At 68.8% G+C, this 15,238-nt stretch carries 14 protein-coding genes; 8 read left to right on the top strand and 6 right to left on the bottom strand.

Annotated features, from left to right (window positions below; translation table 11 throughout):
* Positions 1–205: 205 nt before the first annotated feature.
* The 7 genes from HH110_RS15605 to HH110_RS15575 all read left to right on the top strand — a co-directional run bounded on the left by HH110_RS15605 (position 206) and on the right by HH110_RS15575 (position 6,403).
* The gene (locus tag HH110_RS15605; protein ID WP_241696598.1) at positions 206–1,732 is read left to right on the top strand and encodes a serine hydrolase; all 1,527 of its coding nucleotides are present in this window, start codon (positions 206–208) and stop codon (positions 1,730–1,732) included.
* Positions 1,686–2,423, top strand: coding sequence for a M15 family metallopeptidase (locus tag HH110_RS15600; RefSeq protein ID WP_176990521.1), 738 nt, complete (start codon positions 1,686–1,688; stop codon positions 2,421–2,423). Before HH110_RS15605 ends, HH110_RS15600 begins: the two co-directional genes overlap by 47 nt.
* 43 nt (positions 2,424–2,466) lie before the next feature.
* A complete protein-coding gene (locus HH110_RS15595; protein ID WP_176990520.1) occupies positions 2,467–2,844 on the top strand; it encodes a hypothetical protein in 378 nt (125 codons plus the stop codon).
* A 219-nt stretch (positions 2,845–3,063) separates the two neighbouring features.
* Complete coding sequence (locus HH110_RS15590) at positions 3,064–3,480, top strand: EF-hand domain-containing protein (RefSeq protein WP_176990519.1); 417 nt, start codon at positions 3,064–3,066, stop codon at positions 3,478–3,480.
* 107 nt (positions 3,481–3,587) lie between these two features.
* Positions 3,588–4,340, top strand: a complete 753-nt coding sequence (locus HH110_RS15585; protein ID WP_176990518.1) for an HAD family hydrolase — start codon at positions 3,588–3,590, stop codon at positions 4,338–4,340.
* Positions 4,337–4,885 (top strand): hypothetical protein, encoded by a 549-nt coding sequence (locus HH110_RS15580; RefSeq protein ID WP_176990517.1) that lies wholly within the window; start codon positions 4,337–4,339, stop codon positions 4,883–4,885. Before HH110_RS15585 ends, HH110_RS15580 begins: the two co-directional genes overlap by 4 nt.
* Before the next feature lie 150 nt (positions 4,886–5,035).
* A complete protein-coding gene (locus HH110_RS15575; protein ID WP_176990516.1) occupies positions 5,036–6,403 on the top strand; it encodes a VOC family protein in 1,368 nt (455 codons plus the stop codon).
* 96 nt (positions 6,404–6,499) lie between these two features.
* Here the strand turns inward: HH110_RS15575 and HH110_RS15570 are convergent, their stop codons facing one another.
* The gene (locus HH110_RS15570; protein ID WP_070471520.1) at positions 6,500–8,014 is read right to left on the bottom strand and encodes an acetyl-CoA hydrolase/transferase family protein; all 1,515 of its coding nucleotides are present in this window, start codon (positions 8,012–8,014) and stop codon (positions 6,500–6,502) included.
* 375 nt (positions 8,015–8,389) lie between these two features.
* Between HH110_RS15570 and glnE the strand changes: the two genes are divergently transcribed.
* Positions 8,390–11,230, top strand: a complete 2,841-nt coding sequence (gene glnE / locus HH110_RS15565; protein ID WP_176990515.1) for a bifunctional [glutamate--ammonia ligase]-adenylyl-L-tyrosine phosphorylase/[glutamate--ammonia-ligase] adenylyltransferase — start codon at positions 8,390–8,392, stop codon at positions 11,228–11,230.
* Between the two features lie 213 nt (positions 11,231–11,443).
* On the opposite strand, the gene HH110_RS15560 is transcribed toward glnE, so the two are convergent.
* The 5 genes from HH110_RS15560 to HH110_RS15540 all read right to left on the bottom strand — a co-directional run bounded on the left by HH110_RS15560 (position 11,444) and on the right by HH110_RS15540 (position 15,130).
* On the bottom strand, positions 11,444–11,998 hold the full coding sequence (locus HH110_RS15560; protein WP_176990514.1) for a queuosine precursor transporter: 555 nt from the start codon (positions 11,996–11,998) through the stop codon (positions 11,444–11,446).
* A 76-nt stretch (positions 11,999–12,074) separates the two neighbouring features.
* The gene (locus tag HH110_RS15555) at positions 12,075–12,617 is read right to left on the bottom strand and encodes a hypothetical protein (RefSeq protein WP_342589248.1); all 543 of its coding nucleotides are present in this window, start codon (positions 12,615–12,617) and stop codon (positions 12,075–12,077) included.
* Positions 12,614–13,141, bottom strand: coding sequence for a hypothetical protein (locus HH110_RS15550; protein ID WP_241696597.1), 528 nt, complete (start codon positions 13,139–13,141; stop codon positions 12,614–12,616). The genes HH110_RS15555 and HH110_RS15550 overlap by 4 nt, the downstream gene beginning before the upstream one ends.
* A gap of 67 nt (positions 13,142–13,208) precedes the next feature.
* On the bottom strand, positions 13,209–14,072 hold the full coding sequence (locus HH110_RS15545; RefSeq protein ID WP_176990513.1) for a DUF2145 domain-containing protein: 864 nt from the start codon (positions 14,070–14,072) through the stop codon (positions 13,209–13,211).
* 83 nt (positions 14,073–14,155) lie between these two features.
* Positions 14,156–15,130, bottom strand: coding sequence for a mitochondrial fission ELM1 family protein (locus tag HH110_RS15540; protein WP_176990512.1), 975 nt, complete (start codon positions 15,128–15,130; stop codon positions 14,156–14,158).
* Between the last annotated feature and the right edge of the window lie 108 nt (positions 15,131–15,238).

Here is a 15,238-nt window from a genome sequence, read left to right as displayed (position 1 = left end):
ACCTGCTTCGAACGCCATCCCGCGTGCACACGCGCCATTGACCGCGGGTCGGCACCTGCCTTCACCGCCATCCGGCAGGTACCGACCGTTGGTCGGTACGAGTCTTCCACGGGCGGCTTCGGTTGCATGCCCTCCGGTCATGACGAGGGAACCCATGCCGTCACACGCTTCAACGCACATTCGATCCAGCCATCTCGCGCTTGGCATGGCCTGCGCCCTGAGCATCGCGCCCAGCGCACGGGCAGCCGATCCCGCCGACACCTTCAATCGCCTGCTCGATCAGACCGTCGCCCAAGAACACCTGCCGGGTATCGCCATGGCTGTCGTCGAAGACGGCAACACTGTCTTCATCGGCACCCGCGGCGAGCGCCGCGCCGGGCAGGGCGAGCCCATCGACCCGGACACCCTGTTCAAGATCGCCTCCAACAGCAAGGCGATGACCGCCGCGCTGCTCGCGCGCCTGGTCGAGCGCGGTGCACTGCGCTGGGAGGACCCGGTCATCAAGTACCTCCCGCAGTTCCGCATGCACGACCCGTGGGTGACGCAGCAGATGCAGGTGCGTGACCTGCTGATCCACAACAGCGGCCTCGGCCTGGGGGCGGGCGACCTGATGCTGTGGCCCGAGCCCAATAGTTTCACCCGCCAGGACATCATCGCCGGCCTGGCCCATCTCAGGCCGGTCACCAGCTTCCGCAGCGGCTACGCCTACGACAACCTGATGTATGTGGTCGCGGGCGAGGTCGCCGCTGCCGCCGGTGGCAAGCCTTACGATCAACTGCTGCGTGAGGAAGTGTTCGTGCCGTTGGGGATGGATCGCTGCCAGGTCGGCGCGTGGTCGGTCGCGGCGGTCGGCAACGTCGCCCAGCCGCACGCGCGGAAGGACGGCCGCAACGTGGTGCAGGGGGCCGACGGCGGGAGCAGCGCCGATCTGACCTCGATGGCGGCCGGCGGCATCCGTTGCAGCCTGCGCGACATGACCCGCTGGATGCAGGTGCTGCTCGATCCCGCACGGGCTCCCGGCTGGCTGGGCACGGCGCAGCGCCGCGCACTGTGGACCGCGCACATGCCGATGCCCCTGGGCGAGCGGCAGCGGCGCTGGGACAACGCGCATGTCTCTGCCTATGGTTACGGGTGGCGCTTGTCGGACATGGACGGGCAGTGGAAGGTGGCGCACACCGGCACGCTGTCCGGCATGTATTCCTCGCTCGCGCTGCTGCCGGACCGCAAGGTCGGCGTGGTGATCCTGATCAACGGCGACGCCGAGGATGCACGCACCGCACTGGTGCAGGTGGCCTTGAAGCACTACACCGCAGCGCAGGACACGGCCGACGTGGACCACTATCTGGCCCTGCTTGAACAGGAGCGTGCCGACCGCCGGGGTGACGGCAAGGTTCGACCGGATACCCGCGCGCGCCGGCCGGCTTCGCTCCGCACCACGGTGTCGGCGCAGGGCCGTTACCGCGACCCGTGGCTGGGCGAGGCCCTGCTCTGTCCGGAGCAGGCCGCGCTGCGCTTCAGCGTGGTCAAGTCGCCGATGCTGCGCGGCCAGGTCATGCAGCTCGGCGCGCGCTGGCTGGTGCAGTGGGATACGCTCGGGGCCGATGCCGAGCCGTGGTTGCAGCTGCAGCCCGGCGCCACGCCCGCCCTGACCTTGGCCGCAATCGATCCGGAGATCGACTTCAGTTATGACTACCAGGACCTGCGCTTCACCCGCATCGGTGATTGCCCGTAGCACGCTGTTGCTGGCGTTGCTGGTCGGGAGCGCCCACGCGGCAGCGCCAGCGGTGACGCTCTCGCCCGCGCGCGACGTGGCCGCGGCCGGGCTGGTCGACATCCGCACGCTGGCACCGGCGATCGAACAGGACATCCGCTACGCCGGCGCGGACAACTTCACCGGGCAACGCGTCCCCGGCTACGACGCGCCCAAGTGCTATCTGCTCGCCCCGGCCGCCACCGCGCTGGCGCAGGTGGAAGCCGACCTGCGTCCCGAAGGGTTCGCGCTGCGCCTCTTTGACTGCTACCGCCCGGCCCACGCGGTGAAGGCGTTCGTCGCCTGGGCACACGATCCGCACGAACAGTCGCGCAAGGCCCTGCAGTACCCCGACCTCGACAAGCCAGCCCTGCTCGGTGGCTACATCGCCGAGACCTCCGGCCACAGCCGGGCCGCCACGGTCGACCTGACCCTGCTCGATTGCCGCCAGGGCGCCTGCGCTGCCGTGGACATGGGCACCGAGTTCGACTTCTTCGGCCCGCGCGCGCATACCGATGCGCCGGAGATCAGCACGGCGCAGCGCCGCCACCGCCAGCAGCTGCGCCAGGCGATGGCCCGGCGGGGCTTCGCCAACTATCCGATGGAGTGGTGGCATTTCACCCTGCAGCCCGAGCCGGCGCCGACCACCGCCTACGACGTGCCGGTCCGCTGAGGCGCACCGCTACACTGTGCGCTGACCGCCGGATCGGACCACGATGAACCTGCCGCTGCACTTTGGATTGCTGGGAACGCTGGAGGCAGGGCTGATCGCGCTGTTGGTCGGGCTGCTGGTGTATGCGTTGTGGCACCGGCTGTGCCGCTGGGCAGGCTGGACCGATGGCCATGCGATCGGCTGGGCCTGCGTGATCGCGGTGGTGGCCTCGGCCGGCATCGATGCCTGGAACCTCTTCTACATGGGGATGATGCGGCTCGAGTCGCCGCTGTATGCACGGCTGTTCCTGGCCAGCATCCACGATCCGAACGAACTCGGCTCACGCGTGGTGCTGGAAGTGGCCGGCGCGATCGGCGGTGTCGCGCTGGGATGGCTTTTGTTCAGTTCCCGCTCAGGCGAAAAAAACAGCAACGCGGCGTGAGATTGCGTTCGCTTCCGGTTAAATCCGCCGGCAATGAATGGGTGTGTTACCAACTGCTCACCTGCGGCTAACCAGCGCGGTACTGCACGCATTCCTGCGAGTGGTTAAGTCCGCGTGCGCAGGGCGATCGAGGGGCAATATCGATTCACAAACGGGGTGGCAGTGTGGGGCCGTGCGGAAACAACAGGCCGCGCAACAACCACCAAGGAGACCACCCCAATGACTACTCGCATCCGCAAGCCCCTGATCGCCCTGATCGTCGCCGCAGGCAGTGTGCTGGCCATTCCGGCGATGGCCCAGTCGGCCCAGCAGAGTGCCGCGCAGGCCCAGAACCAGGCCGCGCAGGCGCAGCAGGCGGCGGCGCAGGCCGGAGATGCAGCCGATACCGCGGCCAATGCCGCAGCGCAGGCCTCCGCGCAGGCCAGCGGCGGCGGTGGCCAGACCTGGGCCAGCGTCGATACCGATGGCAACGGCACCATCAGCAAATCCGAGGCACAGGTGAACGCGGGTCTCGCCCAGGTGTTCGACCAGGCCGACACCAACAAGGACGGCGAGCTCTCGCCGGATGAATACAAGGCGTACGTGGCCGCCCAGCAGGGCAAGGCCGCCGATAACGGCGCCCAGCAGAGCAGGTAAGAACCGGGGACACCGGTAGCGCAGTGAGGGGGAAAGGGCGGCTTTGGCCGCCCTTTCTTTTGCGTCGCCGTTTGGGGCGGCTTGGCTGCTGTTGGTATCCTTGGCCGATGATGACTTCCCTGCCCACGCCGCAAGGCGCTATCGGCCTGGTTGGTTTTGACGGTGATGACACGCTGTGGAAGAGCGAGGATTTCTACCGCAAGGCCGAACAGGATTACCTCGACATCCTGTCGCGCTACATCGACGTGCATGACACGCAGACCGCGCGCCACCTGCTGGAGGTGCAGCAGCGCAATCTCGGTGTGTTCGGCTACGGCGTGAAGGGCATGACCCTGTCGATGGTCGAAGCGGCCATCGAGATCACCAACCAGACCATCAGCGCCCGCGACCTGCAGCAGATGCTGGACATCGGCCATGACACCCTGCGCCACCCGGTCCAGCTGATCGACGGTGTGCGTGAGTCGGTCACCGAGATCGCCCGCGATTACCCGGTCGTGCTGATCACCAAGGGCGACCTGTTCCACCAGGAAGCCAAGATCAAGGTGGCCAACCTGCGCGACCTGTTCCCGCGCATCGAGATCGTCTCCGAGAAAGACCCGGAAACCTACGCGCGCGTGCTGGAAGAGTTCGATCTGCCGATCAAGCGCTTCGTGATGGTCGGCAATTCGCTGCGCTCGGACATCGAGCCGGTGATCACCCTTGGCGGCTGGGGCATCCACACCCCGTACGCGGTGACCTGGGCGCACGAGACCCAGCACGGCGTGGCCGACGACGAACCGCGCATGGTCGACGCGCCGACCGCCTTCGACTGGCCGCAGGCGCTGCGGACCATCGAGGCCAAGGCCGCGCAGGCCGGATGATGCGCGCCGGCCTGCTCGCGCTGCTGCTGATGCTGCCCTGGGCGGCCGCGGCCGAGCAGACCCCGGAGAAGTCCGCCGCCTACGTGGTGGACACCGGCGATGCCTGGGTGGATACCCAGCTGCAGGACATCAACCACTACGCCGAGCGCTACCCGGACAGCTTCCTGGACGAAGTCTCGCGCTATGCCGGTGTCTCGCGCGGTTACGTCGCCGCGCTGATGCACACCCATGGCTGGCAGGCCGGCGACATCTACTTCGCCTGTTTCTGGGCGCACGTGATCGAACAGTCCTGCCGCGAGAGCGTTCGGGCGTGGTCGCGTGCGGTGCCGGAGGAGGGGGAAGCCAAACGCTGGGAAGCGGTGGTCACCGAGCTTCCGGTCACCCCGACCAACCTGCACTGGCGCGCGCTGCGCCACGCCATCGTCGCCAGCCACGACCACTGGGACCGCCCGGTGAAGCTCGACGCCACGCTGCAGCGCCAGCTGGGCAACCGCGAGCAGCGGCAGCGCACGGCGGCCAACCCGGCGGACGCGGCGACGCGCTGACGCGGTGATGCACCGCGCAGCAGCGCAGCCACGCATGGCGTGGATCTACGCTGTCCTCCCGCTTTGCTGCTGTGCAGATCGCCGCGCGCGACCGCCTCGGCGACAATGGCGGACTGCTGTCCCTCCCCGTGATCCGTTGCCGAGTACGTCATGAGCACCGACCGTTTCGTTTCACCCGACGATATCCGCAGCCTGTTCGCCCAGGCGATGTCCACCATGTACCGCACCGAGGTGCCGCTGTACGGCACCCTGGTCGACCTGGTGGCCGAGATCAACGACGCCGTGCTGACCGCCAACCCGGCGCTGGCCGAGCAGCTGGACCGCACTGACGAACGTGCCCGCCTCGACCAGGAACGCCACGGCGCGATCCGGGTCGGCACGGCGGAAGAACTGGCCACGCTGGGCCGCCTGTTCGCGCTGATGGGCATGTACCCGGTGGGTTACTACGATCTCTCGGTGGCCGGCGTGCCGGTGCATTCCACCGCGTTCCGGCCGCGTACCGCGCAGGCGCTGGCACGCAATCCGTTCCGGGTGTTCACCTCGCTGCTGCGGCTGGAGCTGATCGAGAACGTCGCGCTGCGCGAGCAGTCCGCTGCCATTCTCGCCAAGCGCCGGATCTTCACTGATACCGCACTGGCCCTGATCGCGCAGGCCGAACGCGAGGGCGGCCTCGACCAAGCCGATGCGCGCCGCTTCGTCATCGAGGCGCTGGAGACCTTCCGTTGGCACGGCGACGCCACGGTGTCGCTGGGCACCTATCACGCGCTGCATGACGCGCACCGGCTGATCGCCGACGTGGTCAGCTTCCGCGGTCCGCACATCAACCACCTGACCCCGCGCACGCTGGACATCGACGCCGCGCAGGCCGGCATGCTCGCGCGTGGCATCGACGCCAAAGCGGTGATCGAAGGTCCGCCACCGCGCCGCTGCCCGATCCTCCTGCGCCAGACCAGCTTCAAGGCGCTGGAAGAAACCGTGCACTTCCCCTCGGGGGACGCCGGCGATGCCGGTACGCATACCGCGCGCTTCGGTGAGATCGAACAACGTGGCCTCGCCCTGACGCCCAAGGGCCGCGCGCTGTATGACCAGCTGCTGGCACAGGCGCGCGACAGTGGGGGTGCCGGCAGCACCGGCCAGGATTACCCGACCCGCCTGGCCGCGGCGTTCACCGCTTTCCCGGATGACCACGACACCCTGCGTCGCGAGGGCCTGGGTTACTACCGCTATGCCCTGACCGAGGCCGGTCGTGCCAACCCGGGTGCGGTGGGTGACCTGCCGGCCGAAGCGCTGATCGCCGCTGGCCTGGCCAGTGCCGATCCGATCGTCTACGAGGATTTCCTGCCGGTCAGCGCCGCGGGCATCTTCCAGTCCAACCTGGGCGGCGACGAACAACGTGCCTACGCCGCGCATGCCAACCGCGATGCCTTCGAGCAGGCGCTGGGCATGAAGGTGGAGGACGAGTTCGCGATCTACGAGCGGCTGCAGGCCGAATCGCTGACAACGCTGCGCAACGCGTGATACCCGGGTCGCGTGCGCCACGACCAACGGTCGTGGCCTACCGGTGAATTCCGCGGGTGGGTATCGAACGGTCATCCCCGTCGGTACCGTGCAGCATCAGGCCTTCATCGTCCCGGTATCCAGCCACCGCTGGTGCCACGACAGCGCTTCCGGCAGCAGGTGCGGGGTGTGCTTGCCGTAACTCTCACGGCTCGCTCGGTCGAAGTAGTCGTTCAGCTGGTCGCGGAAATCCGGATGCGCGCAGTTGTCGATCACCACCCGCGCCCGCTTGCGTGGGGTCAGGCCGCGCAGATCGGCCAGGCCCTGTTCGGTGACGATCACTGAGACATCGTGCTCGGTGTGATCCACGTGGCTCACCATCGGCACGATCGCCGAGATGCTGCCGTTCTTGGCCGTCGACGGGCTCAGGAACGCAGACAGGAAGCCGTTGCGCGCGAAGTCGCCCGAGCCGCCGATGCCGTTCATGATCCGGCTGCCCATTACGTGGGTCGAGTTGACGTTGCCGTACAGGTCGGCCTCGATCATGCCGTTCATGCCGATGCAGCCCAGGCGGCGCACCAGTTCGGGGTGGTTCGAAATTTCCTGCGTGCGCATGATGATGCGCTCGCGGTAGAAATCGATGTGTTCCTTGAAGGTCTCGTTCGCCTGCGGGCTCAGCGCGAAGCCGGTGCACGAGGCATAGCTCAGCACGCCGTCGCGCAGCAGGTCGAGCATGCCGTCCTGGATCACCTCGGTGAACGCACTCAGATCGCGGAAGCCGCTCTTGGCCAGCCCGGCCAGCACCGCGTTCGGGATGTTGCCCACGCCGCTCTGCAGCGGCAGCAGGTTGGCCGGCAGGCGGCCCTTGGCCACTTCGTGCTTGAGGAACTCGATCAGGTACTGCGCGATCTGCTCGCTGGTCGTATCGATCGGGCTGAACGGGCTGTTGCGGTCCGGGCCGTTGGTGCGCACCACCGCCACGATCTTGTCCGGGTCGCAGCGCAGTGCGGTCTCGCCGATGCGGTCGTTGGCGTGCACCAGTGGGATCGGCTTGCGGTGCGGCGGCAGCGCGGTGCCGTAGTAGATGTCGTGCATGCCGTCCACGCCGGCCGGCTGCCACTCGTTGACCTCGACGATCACCTTCTTGGCCAGGTCCAGCCAGGTCTTGTTGTTGCCGACCGAGGTGGAGGGCACCAATGAGCCGTCTTCGCGGATCGCCGAGACCTCGATCACCGCGGTGTCGATGTCGCCATAGAAGCCGAACCACACGTGCTGGGCGACATGGCTGAGGTGGATGTCGATGTAATCCAGCTTGCCTTCGTTGATGCGGTTGCGCGCATCCGGGTCGCTCTGGAAGGGCATGCGCATCGCGATGCCATCCGCCTTCGCCAGCGCGCCGTCCAGCTCCGGCGCGGTCGAAGCGCCGGTCATCAGGCTGATCTGGAAAGGCAGGCCCTGGGCGTGCACCGCCTCGATGCGCTGCGCCAGCGCGACCGGCACCGCCTTGGGATAGCCTGAACCGGTAAAGCCGCTCATGGCGACGGTTTCACCCGGCTGGATCAGGGCGGCCGCAGCTTCGGCGGAGACAACGCGGTCACGCAGACGCGCGTTTGCAATGCGATCGACAGACATGACGACAACGTTTTTGGGGGGATCCCCATTATCGGCGATCCACGCAGGGGCAGGGGTTCTACCTTGGTGGGATGGCGTTTTCACATCGGCGCCTCCCTGTTCAGCTTTCCGGCCTACTTCTGTACCCGCAAGTATTGTTTTGCAGTGCAGCGTGCAAGTTCTCCGCCGACCCTAGAAGATCGACCTGCATCCCGACGTGGGGGAGGGAGCAGAGCCCGCTGGCAGTTCGCTGCAAGCGGGCTTTTTTATGTCTCGCCTCCGGAACATCGGGGCGCCGATGGGGTTTCGCGCGTCGACACGCGCCCGGGCATGACCGCTCAACCGGTGAACACGCTTCTGCCCTGCAGGGCGACCCGCGCCGGGCATAATCCCCTCATGCCGATTTCCGACCTCGCCGCGCCCGCGCGCGTCCCCGACGCCCTTGTTCCCCTGGTCGACCGTGCGCTCGCGCGGCTGGCCCTGTCGCTGACCGATGCCGGCCACTGGCCGCCCCCCGGCCCCGTGCTGGACACGCTGCGTGCGCTGGCCGTCACCAGCGACTTCGCCATCGACACCCTGTGCCGCCAGCCGACGCTGTTGCCGCACCTCACGCAGGCAGGCTGCCCGCCGTTGCCGCTGCCCGAGCTGGACCCGCTGCAACCCAGCGAATGGCAGCAGCGCCTGCGCCGTTACCGCACCGCCGCCTCCACCCGGTTGATCTGGCGCGACCTGACTGGGCTGGATGACGTCCCGGCCACGCTGGCCGGCGCTACCCGGCTGGCCGAGGAGTGCCTGCAGTTGGCGCTGTCCGCGCTGGAGCAGGAATTCACCGGCCGTCATGGCGTCGTCCGGGCCGCCGACGGCAGCGCACAGCAGCTGGTCGTATTCGGGCTGGGCAAGCTGGGCGGTGGCGAGCTCAATTTCAGCTCGGACGTGGATCTGGTCTATGCCTACCCGCAGGGCGGCGAATCCGATGGCGCGCGCCCGCTCGCGGCCGAGGAATACTTCGCGCGCCTCGGGCAGCGCCTCGCGCGGCTGCTGGATGACACCACCGTGGACGGCTTCAGCCACCGCGTCGATCTGCGCCTGCGCCCGTTCGGCAATGCCGGCCGTGTCGCGCTGTCGTTCGCCGGCATGGACCAGTACTTCCAGCGCGAAGGTCGCGACTGGGAGCGCTACGCCTGGCTGAAGGCGCGCGCCGTGGCCGGGGATATCGCCGCCGGTGAAGCTTGGCTGCAGACCCTGCGCCCATTCGTCTACCGCCGCTATCTGGATTTCACCGCACTCGATGGCCTGCGCGAGATGAAGGCGGCGATCACCGCCGAGGTCTCGCGCCGCGAAATGCACGACGACATCAAGCGCGGCCCTGGCGGCATCCGTGAAATCGAATTCCTCGCGCAGGCCCTGCAGCTGATCCGTGGGGGCCGCGAAGCGCCGCTGCGCGAACGCCGCCTGCTGCACGCGCTGCCGGCGCTGGTCGCGTCGGGCCAGATGGCCGAGCAGGACGGCGCCGACCTGCTGCATGCCTACGGCTTCCTGCGTCGGCTGGAAAACCGCCTGCAGATGCTGCGCGACGCACAGACCCACGCGCTGCCCACCGATGCCACCGACCGCCTGCGCATCGCCGCCGGCCTAGGTTTCGAGGACTGGGACGCGCTGGTCGCCGCGCTCGATTTGCAGCGCGAGCGGGTCAGCACCGAGTTCGCCGCCCTGCTTGCACCGCGCCGCGGCCAGGCCGCGCCGGATGCACTGGCCAGCTACTGGCGGGGCCTGCCCGACAACGGCAGCGCCGAGGTACTGGCCGAGGCCGGCTTCTTCGATGCAGGCAGCGCCGATCAATCCCTGCGCGATTTCGCGCAGAGCTCCGGGGTGAAGTCGCTGTCCGATGCCGCGCGTGCGCGCCTGGACCGCGTGCTGCCGGCGCTGCTGCACGCGGCCACCCGCTCGCCGCAGCCGGATGCCGCGCTCAAGCGCGTGCTCGGCCTGCTGCAGGCGATCCTGCGCCGCACCAGCTACCTTGCCCTGCTCGACGAACAACCCAGCGCACTGGCGCGGCTGGTCGACGTGCTGGCGCGCAGCGCCCTGCTGGCCGAGCGCTTGGCCGCCTACCCGTTGCTGCTCGACGAACTGCTCGACGTGCGCGTCTCCGGCCCGATGCCGGATGCCACGGGCATGCAGGCCGAGTGCGATGTCGCGCTGACCATCGATGACCCTGAAGGCGCGCTGCGCCTGCTCAACGAGACCCGGCTGGCGCTGAGCTTCCGCATGGCGATGGCCACGCTGGACGGCCGCCAGCGCGCCGTCGACACCACCCGACAGCTGGCCGAGCTCGCACAGGCGGTGGTCGTCACCGTACTCGCGCTGGTGCAGGCCGACATGCAGCGCCAGCACGGCGGCATACCGGGCGGACGTTTCGCGATCATCGGCTACGGCAGCTTGGGCGGACTGGAACTGGGCTTCGGCTCGGACCTGGATCTGGTCTTCCTGCACGATCACCCGGCCGGGCAGGACAGCAGCGATGGCCCGCGCCCGCTCGATCCCGGCCGCTGGTACGCACGCCTGGCGCAGAAGGTGATGGCGATGCTGGGCGCGGTCACCGCCGCCGGCCGCCTGTACGACATCGACGTGCGCCTGCGCCCGGACGGTGGCAAAGGCGCCCTGGTGTCGTCGCTGGCCAGCTACACCGAATACCAGCGCGAACGCGCGTGGACCTGGGAGCACCAGGCACTTGTGCGTGCCCGTGCGATTGCCGGCGATGCCTCGCTGCTGGCCGATTTCGAACGGGTGCGCGCAGACACGCTGGCGCGCCCGCGCGACAACGCGGTGCTCTACGCCGATGTGCTGAAGATGCGCGCCCGCATGCGCGCCGAGCTGGACCGCAGCGACGCCGCGCGGCTCGATCTGAAGCAGGGCGCGGGCGGTATCGTCGATCTGGAATTCCTGCTGCAGACCGGTGTGCTGGACAGTGCCGGTACGCATCCGCAGGTGGTGCTGCCGCGCGATACCCCGAGCCTGATCGACGCGCTGGCCGATATCGCGTGGCTGCCCGGCGGCACCCGTGATGGGCTGCACGAGGCGCATGCGGCGCTGCTGGACGTGGGCCTTGCCTGCACGCTGGACCGCCGCCCGCGCCTGGCACCGCCGACGCCGGCACTCGAAGCGGCACGCGCGATGATCATCGCGGCGAGTGATGCAGCGGGGTTGCCGTTCCAGATGCGGATCGACATCGCGCCCTGACGGCTGTTTGACCGGCATGGACCGCATTGCTCGGGCATCTACCTTGCATCGCGCGGGCATCGACCTTGTATCGCTCGGGCACCGGTAGTGCCGGCCGCTGGCCGGCTCCCATGAACCCTGCAGAGCCGGCCAGCGGCCGGCACTACCGACAGCGATGCCCCACCGACAGCGCCTTCCGACCGACAGCGCCACACCGGGCGGCCGGCGCAGATGTCACACCGCGCGCGGCGCCATCTTCCACAGCAACGCGCGGAACGGCGCCAGCAGGAACACGCCGATCGTGAGCTTCACCGCAAGGTCGCCCAGCGCCCAGCTCACCCACGGCAGGCTGGAGCCGGCGAACGCGATGCTCCAGAAAATCGTCGTATCCAGCGTCGCGCTGCAGGTCGTCGCCACCATCGGTGCGCGCCACCAGTGCCCGCGGCGCAGCCGGTCGAACACGGTGATGTCCAGCAGCTGCGCGGCGATGAAGGCCAGGCACGAGGCCACCGCGATCCGCGGCGTGGCGATCCAGATCGACAACAGCACCGCCAACGCGAAACCCGCCCACGCCACCCGCCGTGCCGCCGCCGGACCAAAGCGGCGGTTGATCAGATTGCTGACCAGGAAGGCGACCGGGTAGCTGAAGGCACCCCAGGTCAGCCAATCATTGATCGGGTACTGCACCAGCACGTTCGAGCCCAGCACCACCGCGCCCATGGCCAGCACCGCCAGCAGCAGCGAGCGGGGGGTCAACGGGGCAAACGCAGTGGCAGGACGCGCGGACATGGCGAGCCGGAAGAGTCGGGGGGAACAGCGGATTATCCGGGCTTGGCCGGCCCAGGGCCAGCCCGGGCCGGTTCAGTCAGAAGCGTTCGCTCATGCTGGTCGCCGCCGCATCGTGGGTCGGCAGGAACGCCAGCGCTGCCCCTTGGGCGTCGGCCACCATCCAGCCCGCACCGGCCGGGGTCGGGGTGAAATCCAGCACATCGCCCACCTTCACGCCTGCTGCCGGGTTGTCGGCACGCGCGGGCCACGCCACCACCGCCGGTGCATCCGGGGCCTGCGGGTTCTTCAGCTCCACCTCGTAGCTGCCGTCCGGCTGGTGCGTCACGCGCTCCACGGTGAGGGGCGGCATCGGCGCGGCCTTCTGCCGTTTCGCGGCCCGGGCGGCGCGGTTGTGCGGCATGGAGGCGTCATGCAGTCCGCTCACGCCCAGCGCGCTGAGCCAGACCGGTGCGGTGATCACCGCCAGGCTCACCACCGACGTCGTGAGGACGCTGCTGGTGACCGGCGAGGCATAGCCGAATTTCTGGGCGTCGGCGGGCAGGCTGGTGGCCATCAACGCCAGCGCGAGGGCCGATCCACGGGCCAGTGGCGCGATCCCTCGGTGGCCGGCGCGGCTCACCAGCGTTCGCTCGATTGACTGGACTGCGCCGCAGCCGCCTCGGTCGGCAGGAACGCCAACGCGGTGCCTTCGGCGTTGGCCACCGTCCAGCCGGCGCCGCCTGGCGAAGGCGTGAGGTCCAGCACGTCGCCGACCTTGACCGTCTCCGCCGGGTTGTCGGTGCGCGCCGGCCAGGCCAGCACGGCCGGCTCGTCCGGTGACTGCGGGTTCTGCAACGCCAGCTGCACGCCACCTTCGGCGGTGCGCTCCACTTTCTCCACTGTCAGCGGTGGCAGGGGCGCGGCCTTCTTCGCCTCGGCACGGGCGCGGCTGCGGCGGGCCGAGCCGTCGCTGGCCTTGCTCAGACCGGCCGAGACCAGCCAGACCGGTGCGGTGATCACCACGACACTCATCACCGAGGTGACGATCGCGCTGCTGGCGACCGGGTGCTGGGTACTGAATTCCTGGGCCGATACCGGCAGGCTGGAGGCGCACAGCGCAACTGCCAGCAACGGCGAAACAGCAAGGCGGGAAATCCGTGTCATCGGGAACTCCTGTGTCACATCGACGTGGGGAAACAGTATGCCTGCGCCGCGTTAGGCCGCAGCACCCTCATGGCTTGGGCGGCGCGATGCCCTTGACCGGCACATGCGGCACGGCCAGTTCCTGCTGCAGGCTGCTGCGTAGCTGCAGGAAATCGAAGATCGATTCCACCGTCACCACCGAGTAGTTGCCGGAAAGGCGCTCGCTGGCCGGGTGGTCGGTAACGGCCGCATTGGGCACGAAGAAGCGCGCGCCGAGCCGCTTGGCCACGCCGATGTGCAGCGTGCTGGGCGTGTACATGTGTCGCTGCAGCCATTCCTGCGCCTGGGTACGGTTGACGATCAACGTGCGCTCTTCCACCTGCGCCATCGCCGCGCCCAGGACTTCCAGCACCCACTGGTTGGAATTCTGGTATTCGGTGCGGAACGGATAGGCCACCACGCTGTAGCGTGCTTCGTGCAGCGCCTTCGCCTGGATCGCCGGCTGGGTGAGCATCGCCTTGAGCGCATCGCGCACGGCCGGGGTCGGCACCCCGATGCGCAGATCGGTATGGCTGGAGGTCTCGCCGATGAAGGTCGCAACACCCTCGCGGAACAAGTGCGACTCCGCGGTCTTGCACGGATTGAGCAGATGCACCGCGCGCCATTGGCCATCCTCCTCGCGCAGCAGGAAGGCCAGGTGGCTGTGGCGCAAGCCGTACTTGCTCAGGTCCTGGCCGCCGCGGGCGATCAGCACCACGTCCACGCCCTCGAGGGCGTCCAAGGCGTCCGTGGTGGCCAGCGCCACATCGAACATCGAGGCCAGCGCGGCGGGCGTGGGATAGCGTTCGGTGCATTGCGGCTCGGCGTGTGCGGTCAGCGCAGCGCCCAGCAATACCGCGCACAGCAAGGCAGGGTGCAGGCGCTGGCGCAGGGCAGCGAAGGGTACTTCCATGTCACACGTTCTCCGGCGGCACCGGCCGCGGGCGCATCATAACGCCGACTCAGCGTGCAGCGTCCTCGCGACGCAGTTCCCGTTCACCGTCCTTGAATCCCCAACCGCGCGCGCACCTCTTCGGCAACGCGTGTGGTCTCGCGCAGCGGTTCGATGCGGCCTTCCTTCTGCCAGTCCAGCCAGCGCAGCTGCAGGCGGCCACGCTCGCGCAGCGCGCTCTGGAAGTGCGCCAGCCGTCCCTGCGCCTGGTCGGCCAGCGCCACGGCCACCGGCATGCGCGTGGCGCAGGCTTCGGAGAGCAGGTTCACCGAATCCGGCGACACCACGACGCGGTTGGCCCAGCCCAGCAGGCCGGCATAGGGATTGACGCCGTCACCGCCGTCGCCCCAGATCACGTTCGGCACATCGGCGAACGCACTGCGCAGCGCGCCGACCAGCGCGGGGGGCGTGCGTCGCGAGGTCGTGGCCAGCAGGCTGCCGCCCTCCGCGCGCAGCTGCGACGCCAACTGTTGGAATACCTGCACCATGTCCGGCTCATGCCAGGGGGCGTGCGGGGTCGGCCCACCGACCAGCAGCGCGGTGCGCGGACCGGGCAGGGCGCTGAACGTCGCGAAGGCGGCACGGCCGCAGGCCAGCCAGTCATCGTTGACCGGATTGAGGCTGCCCAGCAGGGTGAGCACGTTGCTGCCGCGCAGGCGGTCGTGTTCGGGGACGACCAGCAGGTCCCAGTGGCGCGGGCTGAGGCGGGGGTCGAGGATCTGCACCACCCGGGTGCCACGGCGGCGCAGTTCGCGCAGCGCCCCGGCAGCCTGGCGGCCACAGCCGATGGCCAGCTCCGGGACCTCTTCGGCCAGCGCGGTGAAGGCCTCGCCGTAGCCGGCGGCGGCGCCCGGCAGCCAGCGCGGGGCCAGCCAGCGCCAGGGCGCGCGCGGCGTGAGTACCAGCGGACGATGCGCCCCCAGCTTCAATGCCGTGGCCAGGGCCACCGCCTGCCGCACATTGCCGGCACGGCCGTCAGTGATCGTCCAGGGCGGACTCCATCGTTTCACGTATGGCATTAATTCGTTTCAGTCAGGCTGGGTGTTGCAACTGTCGCGACACTCTACACTGCCAGCCTTCGCCGATCGCGCAATCTCCCTGCCACGGTAGCTGATGCGCGAACGATT

This window comes from Stenotrophomonas sp. SAM-B (assembly GCF_013387485.1).
Classification (GTDB): domain Bacteria; phylum Pseudomonadota; class Gammaproteobacteria; order Xanthomonadales; family Xanthomonadaceae; genus Stenotrophomonas; species Stenotrophomonas maltophilia_AA.
This window is presented reverse-complemented; position numbering and strand designations above follow the sequence as displayed.